At 72.3% G+C, this 17,680-nt stretch carries 15 protein-coding genes; 13 read left to right on the top strand and 2 right to left on the bottom strand.

Translation table 11 applies throughout. From position 1 onward, the window contains the following. Nucleotides 1-217: 217 nt before the first annotated feature. The 8 genes from ABZ564_RS16090 to ABZ564_RS16125 all read left to right on the top strand — a co-directional run bounded on the left by ABZ564_RS16090 (nucleotide 218) and on the right by ABZ564_RS16125 (nucleotide 9,731). A complete protein-coding gene (locus ABZ564_RS16090) occupies nucleotides 218-1,237 on the top strand; it encodes a LacI family DNA-binding transcriptional regulator (RefSeq protein WP_360855888.1) in 1,020 nt (339 codons plus the stop codon). 90 nt (nucleotides 1,238-1,327) lie between these two features. Continuing rightward, nucleotides 1,328-2,620, top strand: a complete 1,293-nt coding sequence (locus ABZ564_RS16095) for an extracellular solute-binding protein (protein WP_360855891.1) — start codon at nucleotides 1,328-1,330, stop codon at nucleotides 2,618-2,620. Next, nucleotides 2,617-3,558, top strand: coding sequence for a sugar ABC transporter permease (locus tag ABZ564_RS16100; RefSeq protein WP_360855894.1), 942 nt, complete (start codon nucleotides 2,617-2,619; stop codon nucleotides 3,556-3,558). The genes ABZ564_RS16095 and ABZ564_RS16100 overlap by 4 nt, the downstream gene beginning before the upstream one ends. A 1-nt stretch (nucleotide 3,559) precedes the next feature. Further along, on the top strand, nucleotides 3,560-4,417 hold the full coding sequence (locus ABZ564_RS16105) for a carbohydrate ABC transporter permease (protein ID WP_360855897.1): 858 nt from the start codon (nucleotides 3,560-3,562) through the stop codon (nucleotides 4,415-4,417). 5 nt (nucleotides 4,418-4,422) lie between these two features. Beyond that, complete coding sequence (locus ABZ564_RS16110; RefSeq protein WP_360855899.1) at nucleotides 4,423-5,502, top strand: glycosidase; 1,080 nt, start codon at nucleotides 4,423-4,425, stop codon at nucleotides 5,500-5,502. Further along, complete coding sequence (locus ABZ564_RS16115) at nucleotides 5,499-6,740, top strand: Gfo/Idh/MocA family oxidoreductase (protein ID WP_360855901.1); 1,242 nt, start codon at nucleotides 5,499-5,501, stop codon at nucleotides 6,738-6,740. Before ABZ564_RS16110 ends, ABZ564_RS16115 begins: the two co-directional genes overlap by 4 nt. Continuing rightward, nucleotides 6,737-8,359, top strand: a complete 1,623-nt coding sequence (locus ABZ564_RS16120) for a glycoside hydrolase family 13 protein (RefSeq protein WP_360855904.1) — start codon at nucleotides 6,737-6,739, stop codon at nucleotides 8,357-8,359. The genes ABZ564_RS16115 and ABZ564_RS16120 overlap by 4 nt, the downstream gene beginning before the upstream one ends. Further along, nucleotides 8,340-9,731, top strand: coding sequence for a phosphomannomutase/phosphoglucomutase (locus tag ABZ564_RS16125; RefSeq protein ID WP_360855907.1), 1,392 nt, complete (start codon nucleotides 8,340-8,342; stop codon nucleotides 9,729-9,731). Before ABZ564_RS16120 ends, ABZ564_RS16125 begins: the two co-directional genes overlap by 20 nt. 387 nt (nucleotides 9,732-10,118) lie before the next feature. On the opposite strand, the gene ABZ564_RS16130 is transcribed toward ABZ564_RS16125, so the two are convergent. Further along, complete coding sequence (locus ABZ564_RS16130; protein ID WP_360855975.1) at nucleotides 10,119-10,682, bottom strand: TetR/AcrR family transcriptional regulator; 564 nt, start codon at nucleotides 10,680-10,682, stop codon at nucleotides 10,119-10,121. A 318-nt stretch (nucleotides 10,683-11,000) separates the two neighbouring features. Between ABZ564_RS16130 and ABZ564_RS16135 the strand changes: the two genes are divergently transcribed. Further along, the gene (locus ABZ564_RS16135) at nucleotides 11,001-12,902 is read left to right on the top strand and encodes an RICIN domain-containing protein (protein ID WP_360855910.1); all 1,902 of its coding nucleotides are present in this window, start codon (nucleotides 11,001-11,003) and stop codon (nucleotides 12,900-12,902) included. Nucleotides 12,903-13,005: 103 nt separating this feature from the next. Here ABZ564_RS16135 and ABZ564_RS16140 read toward each other — a convergent pair whose 3' ends face one another. Then, nucleotides 13,006-13,293: a hypothetical protein gene (locus tag ABZ564_RS16140; protein WP_360855913.1), complete on the bottom strand. Its 288-nt coding sequence runs from the start codon at nucleotides 13,291-13,293 to the stop codon at nucleotides 13,006-13,008. A gap of 175 nt (nucleotides 13,294-13,468) precedes the next feature. On the opposite strand from ABZ564_RS16140, the gene ABZ564_RS16145 reads away from it, so the two are divergent. From ABZ564_RS16145 to ABZ564_RS16160, 4 genes are read left to right on the top strand one after another with little or no spacing between them, the layout of a single operon-like run. Continuing rightward, nucleotides 13,469-14,224, top strand: a complete 756-nt coding sequence (locus ABZ564_RS16145) for a (5-formylfuran-3-yl)methyl phosphate synthase (protein WP_360855916.1) — start codon at nucleotides 13,469-13,471, stop codon at nucleotides 14,222-14,224. Nucleotides 14,225-14,231: 7 nt separating this feature from the next. Further along, a complete protein-coding gene (locus ABZ564_RS16150; protein ID WP_360855919.1) occupies nucleotides 14,232-15,641 on the top strand; it encodes an aldehyde dehydrogenase family protein in 1,410 nt (469 codons plus the stop codon). Next, the gene (locus tag ABZ564_RS16155; protein WP_360855922.1) at nucleotides 15,638-16,750 is read left to right on the top strand and encodes an NAD(P)-dependent alcohol dehydrogenase; all 1,113 of its coding nucleotides are present in this window, start codon (nucleotides 15,638-15,640) and stop codon (nucleotides 16,748-16,750) included. Before ABZ564_RS16150 ends, ABZ564_RS16155 begins: the two co-directional genes overlap by 4 nt. Further along, nucleotides 16,747-17,664, top strand: coding sequence for a class I SAM-dependent methyltransferase (locus ABZ564_RS16160; protein ID WP_360855925.1), 918 nt, complete (start codon nucleotides 16,747-16,749; stop codon nucleotides 17,662-17,664). Before ABZ564_RS16155 ends, ABZ564_RS16160 begins: the two co-directional genes overlap by 4 nt. The last annotated feature ends 16 nt before the right edge of the window (nucleotides 17,665-17,680 follow it).

Here is a 17,680-nt window from a genome sequence, read left to right on the forward strand (position 1 = left end):
GCCCGGAACCGGGGCTCCGGCACCACACGGCCCGGCACCGCAAGGCGGGCCACGAGGGGTTTCCCTTCCCCGCCCCGACCAGGGAGCGGTGACGCGCATCACAGGCTCCCGCATCTTGACGGCTTCTTCCCAAACCGGTTTGGTTGTCCTCGTTCGAGTAGTCAAACCGGTTTGAGGACAGCTCGTCCTCGGCCCGCCGCAAGAAAGTCCAGGCACCATGGCACGCAAGCCCACCATCGCGGATGTCGCTCGGCGTGCCGGTGTCTCACGTGCCACGGTCTCCTTCGCCCTGAACGACCGGCCCGGCGTCGCCGAGGAGACCAAGCAACGGATCCTCGCGGCGACCCGGGAGCTCGGCTGGACCCCCAGCCGTCAGGCCAGGGCCCTCTCGCTCGGCAAGGCCGGCGCCTTCGGCCTCGTCCTTGCCCGCGACACGGAGCAGGTCGGCGCCGACCCCTTCTTCCCGGCGTTCATCGCCGGCGTCGAGGCGGTGATCGGGCAGCGCGGCGACGGATTGATGATCCACATCACCGCTCCGGACAACGAGCAGAGCGTCTACCGGCGCCTCGCCTCGGAGCAGCAGGTGGACGGGGTCCTCCTGACCGACCTGCGCCGCGACGATCCGCGGCCGGCTCTGCTGCGGGAGCTCGGTATGCCGGCCGTCGTGGTCGGTCAGTCCGAGTGGGGTGACGGCCTGACGGCGGTGAGTCTGGACGACGAGCCGGCCTACACGGCCGCCGTCCGGCAGCTCGCGGAGCTGGGACACCGGCGCATCGCCCACGTCGAGGGGCCGCAGGAACTGCTGCACGCGCATCGGCGCCGGACCGCGTGGGAGCAGACCCTGCGCGCGCTCGGTCTGCCCGAAGCGCCCGTACTGCCGGGCGGTTTCACACCCGAGGGCGGCGCACTGGCGACCAGACAGCTGCTGGCCTCGGCCGAGCCGCCGACCGCGATCGTCTACGGCAACGACCTCGCCGCCATGGCCGGGCTCTCGGTGGCCCAGGAGCTGGGTGTCCGGGTTCCCGACCAGTTGTCGCTGGTCGGCTACGACGACGCTCCCCTGACGCGGTACAGCTACCCGCCGCTCGCCTCCGCCCGTGCGGATGCCCGGGGCTGGGGCGAGGCGGCGGCACGCACGCTCGACGCGGTCATCGCCGAGGGCGCCGCCGACCATGTGCGGCTGCCACCGGCGCAGTTCGTGCCCCGCGGATCGATGGGGCCCGCGCCCCGCCGGTGACGTACGGGGGGCAATCGACCGGTCGTGCTCGCGCCGACCGGGAATTCCGTGCGGCGACGAGGCCGCACGTGAACAGTTCGGAGATCAATCATGCTGAGGAGAACGGCGTACGCGCTGCTCGTGCTCGCTCTCGCGGGCACGGCGACGGCCTGCGGCCGGTCGGCTCCCGATCCGGCCACCGCCGCCACGGCGCGCGGCCCGATCACGGTCTGGCTTTCCAACAACGCGCAGGAGGTGCAGTGGGGCAGGGCGATGGTCGCCGCGTGGAACGCGGACCATCCCGACCAGCACGTCACCGCGCAGCAGATCCCGGCGGGGAAGACCTCCGAAGAGGCCATCAGCGCCTCGATCATCGCGGGAACGTCGGCCTGTCTCGCCTTCAACACCTCGCCGGCTGCGGTGCCGACGTTCCAGAAGCAGAACGGTCTCGTCGCCCTGAGCGACTTCCCCGACGGTGAGAAGTACATCACCGAGCGCGGCGGCTCCCTCACCGACCAGTACCGCTCGACCGACGGCAAGTTCTACCAGCTGCCGTGGAAGAGCAACCCGGTCATGATCCTCTACAACAAGAAGCTGTTCGCGAAGGCCGGTCTCGATCCCGAGCACCCGAAGCTCGCCACGTACAAGGAGTTCCTCGAGACCTCCCGCACGCTCGTGCACAGCGGCGCCGCGAAGGCGGCGATCTGGCCCTCGCCGAGCAGTGACTTCTTCCAGCCCTGGTACGACTTCTACCCGGCGTTCGCCGCGCAGAGCGGTGGCAAGCAGCTCATCGAGAACGGCAAGCCGCAGTTCGACTCGGCGGCGGGCCGGCAGGTCGCGGCGTTCTGGCGCACCCTGTACGCGGAGAAGCTGGCGCCCCAGGAGCAGTACCCGGGCGACTCGCTCAACGACGGCAAGGCCGCCATGGCGACCGTGGGCGCGTGGGCGGTGGCCGCGTACAAGGACAACGTGGACATCGGTGTGGCACCGGTGCCGACCTCCGTCGCGAAGAGCGCCAAGCACTCCTTCAGTGACGAGAAGTCCGCGTCGATGTTCAGCGCGTGCAAGAACCGGGCCACCGCCTGGGACGTGCTGAAGTTCGCCAGCTCCGCCGCGCAGGACGGGAAGTTCCTGGAGGCGACGGGCCAGATGCCGCTGCGTGAGGACCTGACGTCGAAGTACCCGGCCTACTTCGCGAAGAACCCGACGTACAAGGCCTTCGCCGACCAGGCGGAGCGCGTCGTCGAGGTGCCGAACGTGCCGGGCTCCATCGACATCTGGCAGGCCTTCCGCGACGAGTGGACGAAGTCGGTCGTGTTCGGCCGCGAGTCCACGGCCGAGGGGCTGCGCAACGCATCGTCCGAGATCACCGACCTGCTGAACGAGTACGGGGACCCGTCATGAGCGTGAACCTGGACGCGGCGCCCGGCGCCGCACGCACGAGGGCCAGGGCGACCGCGCCGCGCCGCAGGGCGAGCGGCAGGTCCCGGGTCGGGGCACTGTTCGTGTCGCCGTACGTGCTGTTCATCGTGGTGGTCTTCGCGATACCCCTCGTCTACACGGTGTGGATCTCCTTCCACCGCTTCTACTTCACCGCGCCGGGCACGGACATCGACTCCCCCTGGGTGGGTCTGTCGAACTACCGGGACGTCTTCACCGACCCGGTCGTCGGCCGGGCGTTCCTCAACATCCTGATCTTCCTCGTGATCAACGTGCCGCTGACCGTGGGCCTCTCGCTGGTCCTGGCGACGGCGCTGAACGCGAAGATCCGGGGCCGTTCGTTCTTCCGTGCCGCGTTCTACGTCCCGTACGTGACGGCGAGCGTCGCCCTGGTCGCCGTATGGCAGTTCCTCTTCGGGTCGGACGGGTTCGTCAACCACCTCCTGGGCTCGCACGCCCCGGACCCGTCGTGGCTGGTCAACTCGCATCTCGCGATGCCGATGATCGCCGTCTTCGTGACCTGGAAGCAGCTCGGCTTCTTCGTGATGCTGTACCTGGCCTCGCTGCAGAACGTGGGCAAGGAGCTGTACGAGGCGTCCGCCATGGACGGCGCCGGGCGGGTGCGGCAGTTCTTCTCGGTGACGGTTCCGGGCGTACGGCCGGCGACGACGCTCGTGGTGATCTACGCGATCATCACCGGCGCCAACCTGTTCAGCGAGCCGTACCTGCTGACCGGGGGCGGTGGCCCCGACCACTCCTCCACCTCTCCCGTCCTGCTGATGTACCAGAAGGGCATCGAGCAGGGTCACCCCGACTTCGCGGCCGCGCTGGGCGTCGTCCTCGTCGCCTTCGTGATGGTCGTGTCGCTCGCCGCCCGCAAGCTCACCGAGAAGGGCGACTGACATGAGCGCCACCACACCGAGGCCCACCCGCCGCGTCTCCGCGGGCAGCGTCCTGCGCTACGTCCTGCTGTCGCTCGGCGCCGTCGCCTTCCTGTTCCCCTTCTACTACATGATCGTCGGCTCGCTGCGCGGGACGACGGCCGGTGACCTGTCCGCGGCGATACCGTCCGGGCTGACCGGTGACAACTACGCGGCGGTCAACGGCGCGATCTCCCTGGGGCGCTCCCTGCTCAACTCGGGGATCATGACCATCGGGGTGCTGCTCTGCACGCTCGTGTTCGGGGTGCTCGCCGGGTACGCGCTGGCGCAGCTCCGCTTCCGGGGCAAGGGGGCGGTCTTCGCGGCCCTCCTGCTCGTGCAGATGGTCCCGTTCCAGCTGCTGACGCTGCCGCTGTACGTCCTCGTCGTCCGCGACTACGGTCTCGGGGACAACTACCTGGGCATGATCCTGCCGTTCGCGATCAACTCGACGGCCGTGTTCCTGTTCCGCCAGTTCTTCGCGCAGATGCCGCAGTCCCTCTTCGAGGCGGCCCGCATCGACGGCGCGAGCGAGCTGCGCATCCTGTGGAAGATCGCGCTGCCGATGGCCCGGCCCGCCGTGCTGACCGCGCTGCTGCTGACGTTCATCGGGCCGTGGAACGAGTTCCTGTGGCCGTTCCTCGTCACCAAGAACGCCGACATGCAGCCGCTGGCCGTCTCGCTCGCGAGCTTCCTCTCCAACCTTCAGGGCACGGTCTCCAACCCGGCCGGTGCCCTGCTGGCCGGCGCCTGTGTGCTGGCCATCCCCGCGGTGGTCCTGTTCCTCCTGTTCCAGCGCCACTTCACCTCTACCGACATCGACTCCGGAGTTAAGGGCTAATCGCCATGAGCAACACCACCACCGCCACCCACATCCCGTACCGCATGGTCCGCAAGGGCGTGGTCATGTCCCCCCTGGCCGGTGAGGCGAACGAGGTCGAGGGTGTCCTGAACCCCGCCTCCGGCCGCACCCCCGACGGAAAGCTGCACCTGCTGCCGCGTCTGGTCGCCGAGGGCAACGTCTCCCGGGTCGGCCTCGCCGAGGTGACCTTCGACGAGGCGGGCGTGCCGAACGGCGTCGAGCGCCGCGGCACCGTCCTCGCGCCCGACGAGGGCTGGGAGCGCGGCAAGAACAACGCCGGCGTCGAGGACCCGCGCATCACCTGGATCCCGTCGCTCGGCAAGCACGTCATGAGCTACGTCGCCTACGGCCCGCTCGGCCCGAAGCCGGCGCTCGCCGTGTCGGAGAACCTCACCGACTGGACCCGTATCGGTCCGATCCAGTTCGCCTACCAGCCGGACCTGGACACCGACCTCAACCTCTTCCCGAACAAGGACGTCGTCCACTTCCCCGAGCCGGTCCCGGGCCCGGACGGCGAGATGGCGTACGCGATGCTGCACCGCCCGATGTGGGACCTGGGCTGGTTCCGTCCCGGTGAGGGTGTGCACCTGCCCGCCGGCGTCACCGACGAGCGGCCCGGCATCTGGATCAGCTACGTGCCGGTCGCCGAGGTGGAGGCCGACATCACCGCCCTGGCCCGGCCGCGCGGCCACAAGCTGCTGGCCCTGTCCGAGTACCCCTGGGAGTCCCTGAAGATCGGCGGCGGCCCCGCCCCGATCCGGGTGCCCGAGGGCTGGCTGCTCATCCACCACGGCGTGTCCGGCTCCATCGAGGACCCGTGGGCGCAGAACCAGGACGTGTCGTACGCGGCCGGCGCGATGATCCTCGACCCGGCCGACCCGTCCCGTGTCATCGCGCGGTCGGACCAGCCGCTGATGGCTCCGGAGACCGAGGAGGAGCGCTCGGGCACCGTCCCGAACGTCGTCTTCCCGACGGCCATCGAGGAGATCGACGGCGAGCTGTACGTGTTCTACGGCATGGCCGACGCGCACATCGGCGTGGCCCTCCTGGAGCGCACGGCATGACGGACGGCGCCCTCGGTATCGGCCTGGCCGGCTGCGGCGGTTTCGCGGAGTTCGTCCTGGACGCCGTGGCCGGTCTGCCGGGCCTGCGGCTCGCGGCGGTAGCCGACCCCTCCCACGAGCGGGCCCGGCTGCTCGGTGAGCGGCACGGCGTCCCGGCGCTGGGTTCGCTGGACGACCTGCTGGAGCGGGACGACGTGGCGGCGGTACTCATCGCCACGCCGCCCGCCACCCATGCCTCGATGGCCACGGCCGCGCTGCGCGCGGGGCGCCACGTCTTCTGCGAGAAGCCTCTCGCCACCACGACCGAGGACGCCTCCGCGGTCGTCCAGGAGGCGCGGCTCGCCGGGCGCGCCCTGGTCGTGGACCATGTGCTGCGCTACAACCCGCTGCTGCGGGCCGTGGAGCGGCTGACCCGGCGGGGTCTGCTCGCGCCGCCGCGCCGGTTCCTGTTCGAGAACGACGCGTCCGACGAGGACCTGGGGTCCGACCACTGGTTCTGGGACCCGGCGCACAGCGGCGGCATCTTCATCGAGCACGGCGTCCACTTCTTCGACGCCGCCCGCGCACTGCTCGGATCCGATCCGGTGAGTGTGCGGGCCACCGCGGTCGGCCGCCCCGGCGGCCCGGTCGACATGGTCAGCGCCGATGTCGTGCACCCCGGGGGCGTACTCGCCTCGCACCTGCACTCCTTCACCCACGCCCATCGCGCCGAGCGTCAGCTGATGCGCCTGGACCACGGGTTCGCGGAGACGCGGATCAGTGGCTGGATCCCCGTGCACGCGCGGATCACCGCGTGGGTGGACGAGGAAGGGGCCCGTGCCTGGGAGGAGCTGCCCGGGCAGCGGGACGAGCTGCTGGCCGTCGAGGGGTTCCGGCCCGGCGGCGGTGAGCGGATCACCGTCCACGTCGAACGGCACGCCGGGTCCACCGCCCCGGCCCGGGGCCGGGGCGAGGAGCGCACGGTGCCGCACCGTGTGACCGCCGTCCTGGATCTCGGCGGCGAGGCGCGCAAGCAGTACGTGTACGCGCAGAGCGTGCGCGCGGCGATGGCCGACCTGGTGCGGTCGGCCCGCGAGGGTACGCCTCCGGTGGCCGGTGCGGTCAGCGGGTTCGCGGCGGTCGCGGTCGCCGAGGCGGCCACGGTCGCCGCCGCGACCGGCGCCGAACAGAGCGTCCTCTCCCCGGGTCCGGCCCTGTCCGCACCCGTCCGCGAACAGGCCGAAGGAGCGTCCGCATGAGCTGGTGGCAGGACATGGTCTGCTACGAGGTGTACCCGCGGGCCTTCGCCGACTCGAACGGGGACGGGACCGGCGACCTGGCGGGCCTGACCGCGCGCCTGGAGCACATCCGGGACCTGGGCGCGGACGCCGTGTGGTGCACCCCGTTCTACCCGTCCCCGCTGGCCGACGGCGGCTACGACATCTCCGACTACACGGGGGTGGCCCCGGACCTGGGGACCGACGCGGACGCCGGACGGCTGACGGCCCGCGCCCATGAGCTGGGTCTCAAGCTGATCGTCGACCTCGTCCCGAACCACACCTCCGACCGCCACCCGTGGTTCCTGGACGCCCTCGCGGCGGGCCCGGGATCGGCGGAGCGGGAGATGTACCTGTTCCGGGCCGGCCGGGGCGCGGCGGGCGAACTGCCGCCGAACGACTGGCGGTCGGCGTTCGGCGGGCCCGCCTGGACGCGGGTCGCGGACGGCGAGTGGTACTGCCATCTGCACGCACCCGAGCAGCCCGACCTGAACTGGCGCAACCCGAAGGTGCGTGACGCCTTCACCGAGGTGCTGCGCTACTGGCTCGACCGGGGTGTGGACGGTTTCCGGGTGGACGTGGCACACGCCCTCTTCAAGGCGGAGGGCCTGCCGGACGCCGGGCCCGGGCAGCACACCGACCCGCTGCAAAACCACCTGATGCCGTACTACGACCAGGAGGAACTGCACCCGCTCTACCGCGAGTGGCGGGCGCTGCTCGACACCCATCCCGCGCCGCCGGGGGCGGTCGCGCCGCACGACCGGGTGATGGTCGCGGAGTCGGCCGTCTTCGACCCGGAGCGGCTGGCCCGCTACATCCGGCCCGACGAGATGCACCAGGCCTTCAACTTCGCCTTCCTGGAGGCGGCGTGGGAGCCGGCCGAGCTGCGCCGCGTCATCGACGACTCGTTCGGTGTGCCGGGCGCGGCCGTCACCTGGCTGCTCTCCAGCCATGACGCGGTGCGTCCCGTCACCCGGTACGGTTCCCCGGCGCGGGCCCGCGCCGCCGCGCTGCTGATGCTGGCGCTGCCGGGTTCCGCGTATCTCTACCAGGGCGAGGAGCTGGGCCTGCCCCAGGCCGAGGTGCCCGTCGACCGCATCCTCGACCCGCTGTGGGAGCGGTCGGGCCGCACGGAGCGCGGGCGCGACGGTGCGCGGGTGCCCCTGCCGTGGTCCGGCGCGCAGGCTCCGTACGGTTTCACCACGGCGGACGCCGGGGCCACCTGGCTGCCGCAGCCCGCGGACTGGGCCGGTCTCACCGTCGCCGCGCAGGAGGCGGACCCCGGCTCCACGCTCGCCCTGTACCGGGCGGCGCTGCGGCTGCGCCGCGCCCATCCGGCACCGGACCCGGCGGCGCCGCCCGTCTGGATGTCGGAGCCGGGCGCGCCCCTCCTGGCGTTCCGGCGCGGGGAGTTGACGTGCGCCGTCAACCTGGGCGCCGAGCCCGTACGTACCGCCGCACTCGGCATGTCCGGCCGCCCGCTGCTCAGCAGCGGTCCGCTCGACGGGGACGCGCTGCCGCCCGACACGGCCGTGTGGTTCCTCACCCCGACTTCCTCCCGTTCCTCCCAAGGAGACCCCGATGACGACGCCCGTGACTGACCCGACGCCCCGGACCGACCTGTCCGGGCTCGTCAAGGCGTACGACGTGCGCGGTGTGGTGCCGGACCAGTGGGACGAGTCGACGGCGGAGCTGTTCGGTGCCGCGTTCGTCCGGGTCACCGGGGCGGACGCGATCGTGACGGGCCACGACATGCGGCCCTCCTCCCCCGGGCTGGCCCGGGCCTTCGCCCGGGGCGCCACCGCGCAGGGTGCCGATGTCACCGAGATCGGTCTGTGCTCGACGGACCAGCTGTACTACGCGTCGGGCTCGCTCGGGCTGGCCGGGGCGATGTTCACCGCCTCGCACAACCCGGCCCGGTACAACGGCATCAAGCTGTGCCGGGCCGGCGCGGAGCCGGTGGGCCAGGACACCGGTCTCGCCGAGATCCGCGCCCTGGTGGAGCGCTGGACGGATGAGGGGGCGCCTGCCCCGGCCGCCCGCGCGGGCGCCGTGACCGGGCAGGACACCCTGGCCGGCTACGCCGCGTATCTGCACTCCCTGGTGGACCTCTCGTCGGTCCGCCCGCTGAAGGTCGTGGTGGACGCGGGCAACGGCATGGGCGGCCACACGGTTCCGACGGTGCTCTCGGGTCTGCCGCTGACGGTGGTACCGATGTACTTCGAGCTCGACGGTACGTTCCCGAACCACGAGGCCAACCCGCTGGAGCCCGCGAACATCGTCGACCTGCAGGCGCGGGTGCGCGCCGAGGGCGCCGATCTCGGGCTCGCGTTCGACGGCGACGCGGACCGCTGCTTCGTCGTCGACGAGAACGGTGACCCGGTCTCGCCGTCGGCGATCACGGCCCTGGTCGCCTCGCGCGAGCTGGCGCGGCATCCCGGGGCGGCCGTCATCCACAACCTCATCACCTCCCGCGCGGTGCCCGAGGTGATCCGTGAGGCGGGCGGCACCCCGGTCCGTACGCGTGTCGGCCACTCCTTCATCAAGGCGGAGATGGCCCGCACCGGGGCCGTGTTCGGCGGCGAGCACTCCGCGCACTACTACTTCCGGGACTTCTGGAACGCGGACACCGGCATGCTGGCCGCGCTGCACGTCCTCGCCGCCCTCGGCACCCAGGACGGCCCGCTGTCCGCGCTGACCCGCCGCTTCGAGCGTTACGCCGCCTCGGGCGAGATCAACTCCACGGTCACCGACCAGGCCGCCCGTACGGCTGCCGTCCGTGCGGCGTGGGAGTCCCGCCCGGACGCCACGGCCGACACACTCGACGGCCTCACCGTCAGCGGCACCGACTGGTGGTTCAACCTCCGCCCGTCCAACACGGAACCGCTGCTGCGGCTCAACGTGGAGGCCCGCACGGAGGAGCTCATGCGGCAGGTCAGGGACGAGGTGCTGGCGACGGTGCGGGAAGCCTGACCGACGGCGGGGCGCCGGCCCTCGGCGCCCCGCCCTCCCCACTCCCCCGGCCTGTCGGTGCCGCCGGGCACGATGCGGCTCCATGAGCCTGCACTACGAAGTCGTCTTCACCTGTTTCCTCCGCGACGACACACCCGCCACGGTCCTGGACACCCTGAGGTGGCACCTCGGACCGACCGGGCAGCCGCCGGCAGGACACGGCGAGGAGGAGTACGACTGCCCTCTGCTCGCCCCCGACCCTGGGCGAGGAGGTCGGTTGTCACGAAGTGCAACTGCTCGCGGCCGACGACGCGTACGTGCGCACGTTCCACGAGGCCTGCGGCTTCACGCCGCGGGCCCGGGGCTTCCGCCGCCACCTCGAACGGAAGGCGGGACCCGTACCGGTGATCAGCCGGCCCCACCGAACCGGTGAGGGGCCAGCGACTTCAGCAGGGCGGTGAGCACCAGGTCCGTGGAGGCGGCCATGTCCACGGAGCCGGGCGCCAGCAGCCATTGCACCTGCAAGCCGTCCATGACGGCGATGACGGCGTTGGCCGCGTTCTCGACCTTCTCGGGCTTCTCGTCGGGGAGTTCGCACGCCTCGCGGAGGGCGTCGGCGACGAAGGTCCGCAGGCCGTCGTAGCGGTCCCGGAAGTAGTCCTGCGCCGGGTGGTCGTCCGTGACGGACTCCGCCGACAGGACGGCGTAGAGGCGGACGATGCCCTCGCGTTCGGCGTTGCGGGTCGCCGTGTCGACGAGGTGGCGCAGGAAGGCGAGGCCCTGCGGGCGATCGGGGCCCAGTTGCTCGATGTCCGACTGGTCGCGGAGTTCGAGGACGCTGGTGAGCAGGAGCGCCTTGGACCGGAAGTAGTGCAGGACGCCGGCCTGGGTGAGGCCGACCCGGTCGGCGATCTCGGCGAGCGAGGCGTTGTTGTAGCCGCGGGCGGCGAAGGTGTCCATCGCGATGTGCAGGATGTCCCGCTGCCGCTGCCGGGCTTCCGGGCTGCGGGGCGTGCGGGGTTTGGCCGACCGGCCGGGCCCGCCTGCTGACTGGTTGCTCACCGGCACAGCTTAGACCGGCCGCGACGCGGGTCGGGCGGGGCCTCGGGGGCGCTGACCCGGGGGCGTTCGGGGTGTGAAAGCGCCGTGGAGCAAAGCCGCGCCGAGTACTTACTAACCACTTAGTGAGTGTGCTTTCATATCGCCCGTCATCCAAGGAACCGCGCCCCGCCACGGCTGCGGTGGATGCGCCATGTCCTCCCCCCAGGCATGACCGAAGGAGAGCCGCACATGTCCCACGACACTCCCCCGCGCCCACGGGCACGCGCCGCAGGTGCCGCCCTGGCGATGGCCGTCGCGGCCATCGGCCTGGCCGGCAGCGGCACGCCCGCCCGGGCCGCCGACCCCACGGCGCAGGTATGGGTCACCACCCCCGACGGCGCGAAGAAGCTGTCCGCCGAGGGAACCGTCGCCTTCACGGGCTCGCCGCAGAGCGTCGACATCCGCGTCGACGCGAACAGCAGGGGCCAGCGGTTCACCGGGGCGGGCGCCTCGGTCACCGGGGCCTCGGCCCACCTCATCCAGGGCCTGCCGCAGGACAAGCGCAACGCGCTGATGACCTCGCTGTTCTCGTCCGCCGGCGATGGCATCGGGCTCAGCTATCTGCGCCAGCCGCTCGGCAGCAGCGACTTCAACGCCGACAGCAGCCTCTACACGTACGAGGACAGCCCCGGGTCGTTCTCCATCGACCGGGACAAGGCCGAGATCATCCCGGTCCTGAAGCAGGCCACCTCCGTCAACCCGGCCATCCGCTTCATGGGCACCCCGTGGTCGCCGCCGGCCTGGATGAAGACCAACAACGCGCTCAACGGTGGCAGCCTGAGGACGGAGAGCTACCAGGCGTACGCCGACTACCTGGTCGAGGCGGTCAAGGCGTACGGGCAGCAGGGCATCACGCTGACGGACCTCACCGTGCAGAACGAGCCCGAGTACGCCGCGAGTTACCCGTCGATGACCATGACGGCCTCCCAGCAGGCGGCCTTCTTCAAGGTGCTCGACCGTGCGCTGACGGCGGCGGACCTGCCGACGAACCTGCTGGCGTTCGACCACAACTGGGACCACCCCGACTACCCGTTGGAGGTGTTCGGCGGGACCCCGGGCATGAGCCGGGTCATCGGCGCGGCGTTCCACTGCTACGGCGGCAACCCCTCCGCCCAGCAGCGGGTCGTCGACGCCGGGAAGCGCGTCTTCTTCACCGAGTGCTCCGGCACCGAGAGCGCCGACCGGTCCGCCACGTTCGCCGACACCCTCAAGTGGCACGCCGAGAACCTCGTCGTACAGAACATGCGCAACGGCGGCGAGACCGTCATCGACTGGAACCTGGCGCTCGATCAGAACGGCGGGCCGCACCAGGGAGGTTGCTCCGACCGCTGCAACGGGGTCGTGGAGATCGCGAACGGCGGTGTGACGCGCAACGCCGAGTACTACGTGCTCGGTCACGTCGCCAAGTTCGTCGAGCCCGGCGCCACCCGCATCGGCTCCACCAGCCAGGGCAGCGGCGGGGTGGAGAACGTCGCCTTCCAGAACCCCGACGGCACCCGTGCCGCGTACGTCGTCAACTCGGCCACGAGCGCGCAGCGGTTCTCGCTGACCGACAACGGGAAGTCGCTCGTGTACACACTGCCCGCCGGCGCGGTCGCCACCTTCGTGTGGAGCGGTACGGACGGCGGTACGACAGAGCCGCCCGAGGGCTCCATCGACCCGTCCGCCTGGTACCGGGTGAAGAACGCCGACAGCGGTGCCTGCCTGGACGCCGCCGACTGGGGCACCGCCGACGGGACCGCCCTGCAGCAGTGGAGCTGCACCACCGGCGCCAACCAGGGCTGGCAGTTCCGGCCGGCCGGTGACGGCACCTACCAGGTCGTCAACCGGCACAACGCGAAGGTGTGGGACGTCGACGGCGGCCCCGGAGCGACTGCCGCCGGCACCCGGGTGCACCTGTGGTCGTACGTCGGCGGCGCCAACCAGCAGTGGCGGGCGGAGCCCTCCGGCGCAGCCGGCCAGTACCGCTTCGTCGCCCGCAACAGCGGCAAGTGCCTGGCCGTGGACGGGGCTTCCACGGCCGACGGGGCGCGGCTGTCGCAGCAGCAGTGCGACGGCTCGGCGGCTCAGAGGTTCTCGCTGGACCGCTGAGTCCCGTCCGCGCCCTCGCCCGGCCGGGGGTCGGGCGCCGGGAGCCGGGCGGTGCGGTGTCCCCGTGGGCGGAGCGCTCGCGGGGACACCGCGCGTCCACGGCTCAGCCGAGACCGCGATGGGCCGCCCACAGGGTGCCCGCGCGGCTCGCCGCCTCGGCCACCAGGTCCGCCAGTTCCGGCCGGTCCGGCACCGGGAACGACACATAGGCGCCGCGCCCGCCCTCCACCGGCCGGCCGTACGCCTTCACGGCGAGGTGGCCGTCGGGCAGGAGCCGGACGTTGAGGGTGCTGAGCCGGAACGTCGTGCCGCGCCGGTTGTCGGTCCAGCGGAGCTCCGGCGGGACCGTGACGTTGATCGCCAACGCGCTCACTTCCAGGTCGCTGCTCATCCCCGCATGATCCCACGGTGCCCCCCTCGCGCCGGGGCGCGCGGCGCACTGCGCGTGGGCGGCTGTGCTCCCGGGGGGCTCCTCGCGCCCTACCGGGGCCCGTGGGTGGCGGAAATGATGAGCACACCGCAGGTCAGCGAGGTGATCCGCACCTCCGCGGTGGAAGGAGCCCATAGTGTTGCTTCTCATCTCTCCGGACAGCGTCGAGGAAGCGATCGACTGTGCGAAGGCGGCGGATTACCTCGACATCGTCGATGTGAAGAAGCCCGACGAGGGGTCGCTCGGCGCCAACTTCCCCTGGGTCATCAGGGAGATCCGGGAGGCGGTCCCGGCCGGCAAGCCGGTGTCCGCGACCGTGGGAGATGTCCCGTACAAGCCCGGCACGGTGGCGCAGGCGGCGCTGGGGGCCGTGGTCTCCGGTGCTACGTACATCAAGGTCGGTCTCTACGGGTGCACGACGCCCGACCAGGGCATCGACGTCATGCGGGCGGTCGTACGGGCGGTGAAGGACTACCGTCCGGAAGCGCTGGTCGTCGCCTCGGGATATGCCGACGCCCACCGCGTCGGGTGCGTCAATCCACTCGCCCTGCCCGATATCGCGGCCCGGTCCGGGGCCGACGCGGCCATGCTCGACACCGCGATCAAGGACGGGACGCGGCTGTTCGACCACGTGCCGCCGGAGGTCTGCGCCGAGTTCGTCGGCCTCGCCCACGCCTCCGGTCTCCTCGCGGCCCTCGCGGGCAGCGTCAAGCAGGTCGACCTCGCCACCCTGACCCGCATCGGCACGGACATCGTGGGCGTGCGCGGGGCGGTCTGCGAGGGCGGTGACCGCAATGCCGGAAGGATCCAGCCGCATCTGGTGGCCGCGTTCCGGGCGGAGATGGACCGGCACGCCCGGGAGCACGCGGCCGGCGTCACCGTCGCGGGCTGACCGCGGGATGCCGGCCTTCGATGCGGTGGCCGAGGCCCGCGTGCCCGGCCGGGCCGCGCGGTTCGCGGTCGTCGACCCGGCCACCGGGGAGACCTTCGGCGAGGCCCCCGACACGCGGCCGGACGAACTGGACGCGGTGATCGGCCGGGCGCACCGGGCCTGGCCCGGGTGGCGGGCCGACACCGGCGCCCGGACCCACGCGCTGCTCGGCGCGGCCGACGCCGTGGAGGCGGCCGGTGGCGACCTCGCCCGGTTGCTCACCCGGGAGCAGGGCAAGCCGCTGGCCGAGTCGTACGCGGAGATCGCCCGTACGGCGGCCCGGCTGCGGTACTTCGCCGAGCTGGCCCCGAGGACGCGGCGGATCAGCGACGGCCGGCCCGTGCGCAGCGAGGTCCGCTGGCGTTCCCTCGGGCCCGTCGCCGCGATCGTGCCGTGGAACTTCCCGCTGCAACTGGCGGCGGCGAAGTTCGCGCCCGCGCTGGCGGCGGGCAACACCATGGTCCTCAAACCGTCCCCCTTCACCCCGCTCGCCACCCGGCTGCTGGGGTCCGTACTCGCCACCGCGCTGCCCGAGGACGTGTTCACCGTCGTCACGGGGCGCGAACCCCTCGGTGCGCGGCTGGCCTCCCATCCGGGCATCCGGCACGTCACCTTCACCGGTTCGGTGTCCACCGGCCGGGCGGTCGCCGCGGGGGCGGCGGCCTCCCTCGCCCGGGTGACCCTGGAGCTGGGCGGCAACGACGCGGCCGTCCTGCTGGACGACGTCGATGTGGAGCGGATCGCGGACCGGTTGTTCTGGGCCGCGTTCCGCAACTGCGGGCAGGTCTGCATGGCGGTCAAGCGCGTGTACGCCCCCGCCCGGCTGCACGCCGAGGTCGTCGAGGCGCTCGCCCAGCGGGCGAAGTCCGTCGTCGTCGGTAGCGGCCTGGACCCGGCCACCCGGCTGGGTCCCGTCAACAACGCGCCGCAGCTGGCCCGGGTGCGGGAGGTCACCGAACGGGCCCTCGCGGACGGCGCCCGGGCCGCGGCGGGCGGCCACCGGCTGGACGGGCCCGGCTACTTCTTCGCACCGACGGTCCTCACCGATGTCCCGGCCGGCAGTGCGGTGGTGACGGAGGAGCAGTTCGGGCCGGTCCTGCCGGTGCTGCCGTACGGGAGCCTCGACGAGGCGGTCGACGCCGCCAACGGAACCGGCTTCGGGCTCGGCGGCTCCGTCTGGGGCACCGATCCGGACCGGGCCGAGGCGGTCGCGGACAGGCTGGAGTGCGGGACGGCGTGGATCAACCACCACGCCGAGCTGTCCCTCGCCCAGCCCTTCGCCGGGATCAAGGACAGCGGGGTGGGCGTCGCCGGCGGACCGTGGGGGCTGTACGGCAACCTGCGGCCGTTCGTCGTCCACCGCCCGGAGGACGCATGACGACGCGATTCCGGGCGGCGGTGCTGCGCTCGTACGAGGACCCGTTCGCGGTCGAGGACGTCGTCCTGGACACGGAACCCGCCGCCGGCGAGATCCTGGTGGAGATCGCGGGCGCCGGGATGTGCCGTACGGATCTCGCGGTACGGCGGTCGGCCGGCCGCAGCCCGTTGCCGGCGGTCCTCGGCCACGAGGGGGCCGGGGTCGTCGTACGGGCGGGGGGCGGCTCCGACACGGAGATCGGCGTCGGCGACCACGTCGTCCTGAGTTTCGACTCCTGCGGGCACTGCCGGAACTGCCGGGGCGCGGCCCCGGCCTACTGCGACTCCTTCGCCGCCCTCAACCTCTTCGGAGGGCGGGCAAAGGAGGCGCCCCGGCTCACCGACGCGGACGGCAAGGCGCTGGCTCCCCGGTGGTTCGGGCAGTCCTCGTTCGCCGAGTACGCGCTCGTGTCCGCCCGCAACGCCGTCCGCGTCGACCCCGCGCTGCCCGTGGAGCTGCTCGGGCCGCTCGGCTGCGGCTTCCTCACCGGGGCCGGGGCGGTCCTGAACACCTTTCGCGCCGGGCCCGGCGACACGCTGGTGGTGCTCGGTGCCGGGGCGGTGGGTCTGGCCGCCGTCATGGCGGCGGGGGCGGCCGGGGTGCCGGTCGTGGCGGTGGACCGGCATCCGCGACGGCTGGAGCTCGCCGAGCGGTTCGGCGCCGTCCCCGTGGCCGCCGACGCGGCCGGGCTGCCGGAGCGCGTCCGCCGGCTGACCGACGGCGGCGCGCAGTACGCGCTGGACACGACGGCCTCGCCCCGGCTCGTCAACGACGCGCTCCGGGCACTGCGGCCGACCGGCACCCTGGGCCTGGTGGCCCGCCTGCACACCGCGCTGCCGCTGGAGCCGGGGACGCTGGACCGGGGCCGGAGCGTCCGCCACGTCTGCGAGGGGGACGCGGTGCCGGGGCTGCTGATTCCCGTACTGACGGGGCTGTGGCGCGCCGGACGTTTCCCCTTCGACCAGCTGATCCGTACCTATCCCCTGGCCGACATCAACGAGGCCGAACACGACTGCGAAGCGGGCCGGGTGGTCAAACCCGTCCTGCTCCCGGAGGGAAGAACCCGATGAACGAGGCAATCGGCATCACGGAATCACCGCAGCCGGACACGGAGGGGGTGGACGGCGGCGTGGGTCTGACCGCTCTCCTGGTCGCCGCGTCCCGCGCGATCGAGAGCCACCGCCGCGACAGCCTGGCGCAGGACGTCTACGCCGAGCACTTCGTGCGGGCGGCACCGGCCTGCGCCGAGTGGCCGGTGCGCATCGAACAGGTCCCGGAGGGGGACGACAACGCGTTGTGGGGTCGGTTCGCCCGCTACTTCGGGCTGCGCACCCGGGTCCTCGACGACTTCGTCGTACGGTCGGTGCTCGCCGGCGCCCGCCAAGTGGTGCTGCTGGGAGCCGGATTGGACACGCGGGCGTTCCGGCTGGACTGGCCGTCCGACTGCGTGTTCTTCGAGATCGACCGGGCGGGTGTGCTGGCCTTCAAGCACCGGGTGCTGACGGAGCTGTCGGCCGCCCCGAAGGTGAAACGCGTGCTGGTCCCGGTCGATCTGCGCGACGACTGGGTCACCGCGCTGACCAGTGCCGGCTTCGACCCCGCCGCGCCGAGCATCTGGCTGGCGGAGGGGCTGCTCTTCTATCTGCCGGGCCCCGCAGAGACGTATCTCATGGACACCGTGGACCTGCTGGCCACCGAGGGCAGCTCCCTGGCCTTCGAGGCGAAGCTGGAGGCGGACCTCATGGCGTACCGCGACAGCGCGATCTACACGGCGACCCGGGAACAGATCGGCATCGACCTGCTCGACCTCTTCGACAAGGGCCCCCGGCCCGATTCCGCGGGCCGCCTCGCGGCCAGGGGCTGGTCAGCCTCGACGCACACCCCCTTCGAGTTCGCCCGACGCCACGGGCGGGGTCCGCTGCCGGAGGCGAACGACGCGCTGGAGGGGAACCGGTGGGTGTTCGCGTACCGGCGCCGGATCTGACGGCCGCCGCGGCTAC

Origin of the sequence: Streptomyces sp. NPDC019224 (assembly GCF_040632605.1) — a bacterium.
Classification (GTDB): domain Bacteria; phylum Actinomycetota; class Actinomycetes; order Streptomycetales; family Streptomycetaceae; genus Streptomyces.

Excerpts from the sequence above, each read along its gene's own strand:
- ABZ564_RS16090 (WP_360855888.1), top strand. The coding sequence starts at position 218 with ATGGCACGCAAGCCCACCATCGCGGATGTCGCTCGGCGTGCCGGTGTC.
- ABZ564_RS16095 (WP_360855891.1), top strand. The coding sequence starts at position 1,328 with ATGCTGAGGAGAACGGCGTACGCGCTGCTCGTGCTCGCTCTCGCGGGC.
- ABZ564_RS16100 (WP_360855894.1), top strand. The coding sequence starts at position 2,617 with ATGAGCGTGAACCTGGACGCGGCGCCCGGCGCCGCACGCACGAGGGCC.
- ABZ564_RS16105 (WP_360855897.1), top strand. The coding sequence starts at position 3,560 with ATGAGCGCCACCACACCGAGGCCCACCCGCCGCGTCTCCGCGGGCAGC.
- ABZ564_RS16110 (WP_360855899.1), top strand. The coding sequence starts at position 4,423 with ATGAGCAACACCACCACCGCCACCCACATCCCGTACCGCATGGTCCGC.
- ABZ564_RS16115 (WP_360855901.1), top strand. The coding sequence starts at position 5,499 with ATGACGGACGGCGCCCTCGGTATCGGCCTGGCCGGCTGCGGCGGTTTC.
- ABZ564_RS16120 (WP_360855904.1), top strand. The coding sequence starts at position 6,737 with ATGAGCTGGTGGCAGGACATGGTCTGCTACGAGGTGTACCCGCGGGCC.
- ABZ564_RS16125 (WP_360855907.1), top strand. The coding sequence starts at position 8,340 with ATGACGACGCCCGTGACTGACCCGACGCCCCGGACCGACCTGTCCGGG.
- ABZ564_RS16135 (WP_360855910.1), top strand. The coding sequence starts at position 11,001 with ATGTCCCACGACACTCCCCCGCGCCCACGGGCACGCGCCGCAGGTGCC.
- ABZ564_RS16140 (WP_360855913.1), bottom strand. The coding sequence starts at position 13,293 with ATGAGCAGCGACCTGGAAGTGAGCGCGTTGGCGATCAACGTCACGGTC.
- ABZ564_RS16150 (WP_360855919.1), top strand. The coding sequence starts at position 14,232 with ATGCCGGCCTTCGATGCGGTGGCCGAGGCCCGCGTGCCCGGCCGGGCC.
- ABZ564_RS16155 (WP_360855922.1), top strand. The coding sequence starts at position 15,638 with ATGACGACGCGATTCCGGGCGGCGGTGCTGCGCTCGTACGAGGACCCG.
- ABZ564_RS16160 (WP_360855925.1), top strand. The coding sequence starts at position 16,747 with ATGAACGAGGCAATCGGCATCACGGAATCACCGCAGCCGGACACGGAG.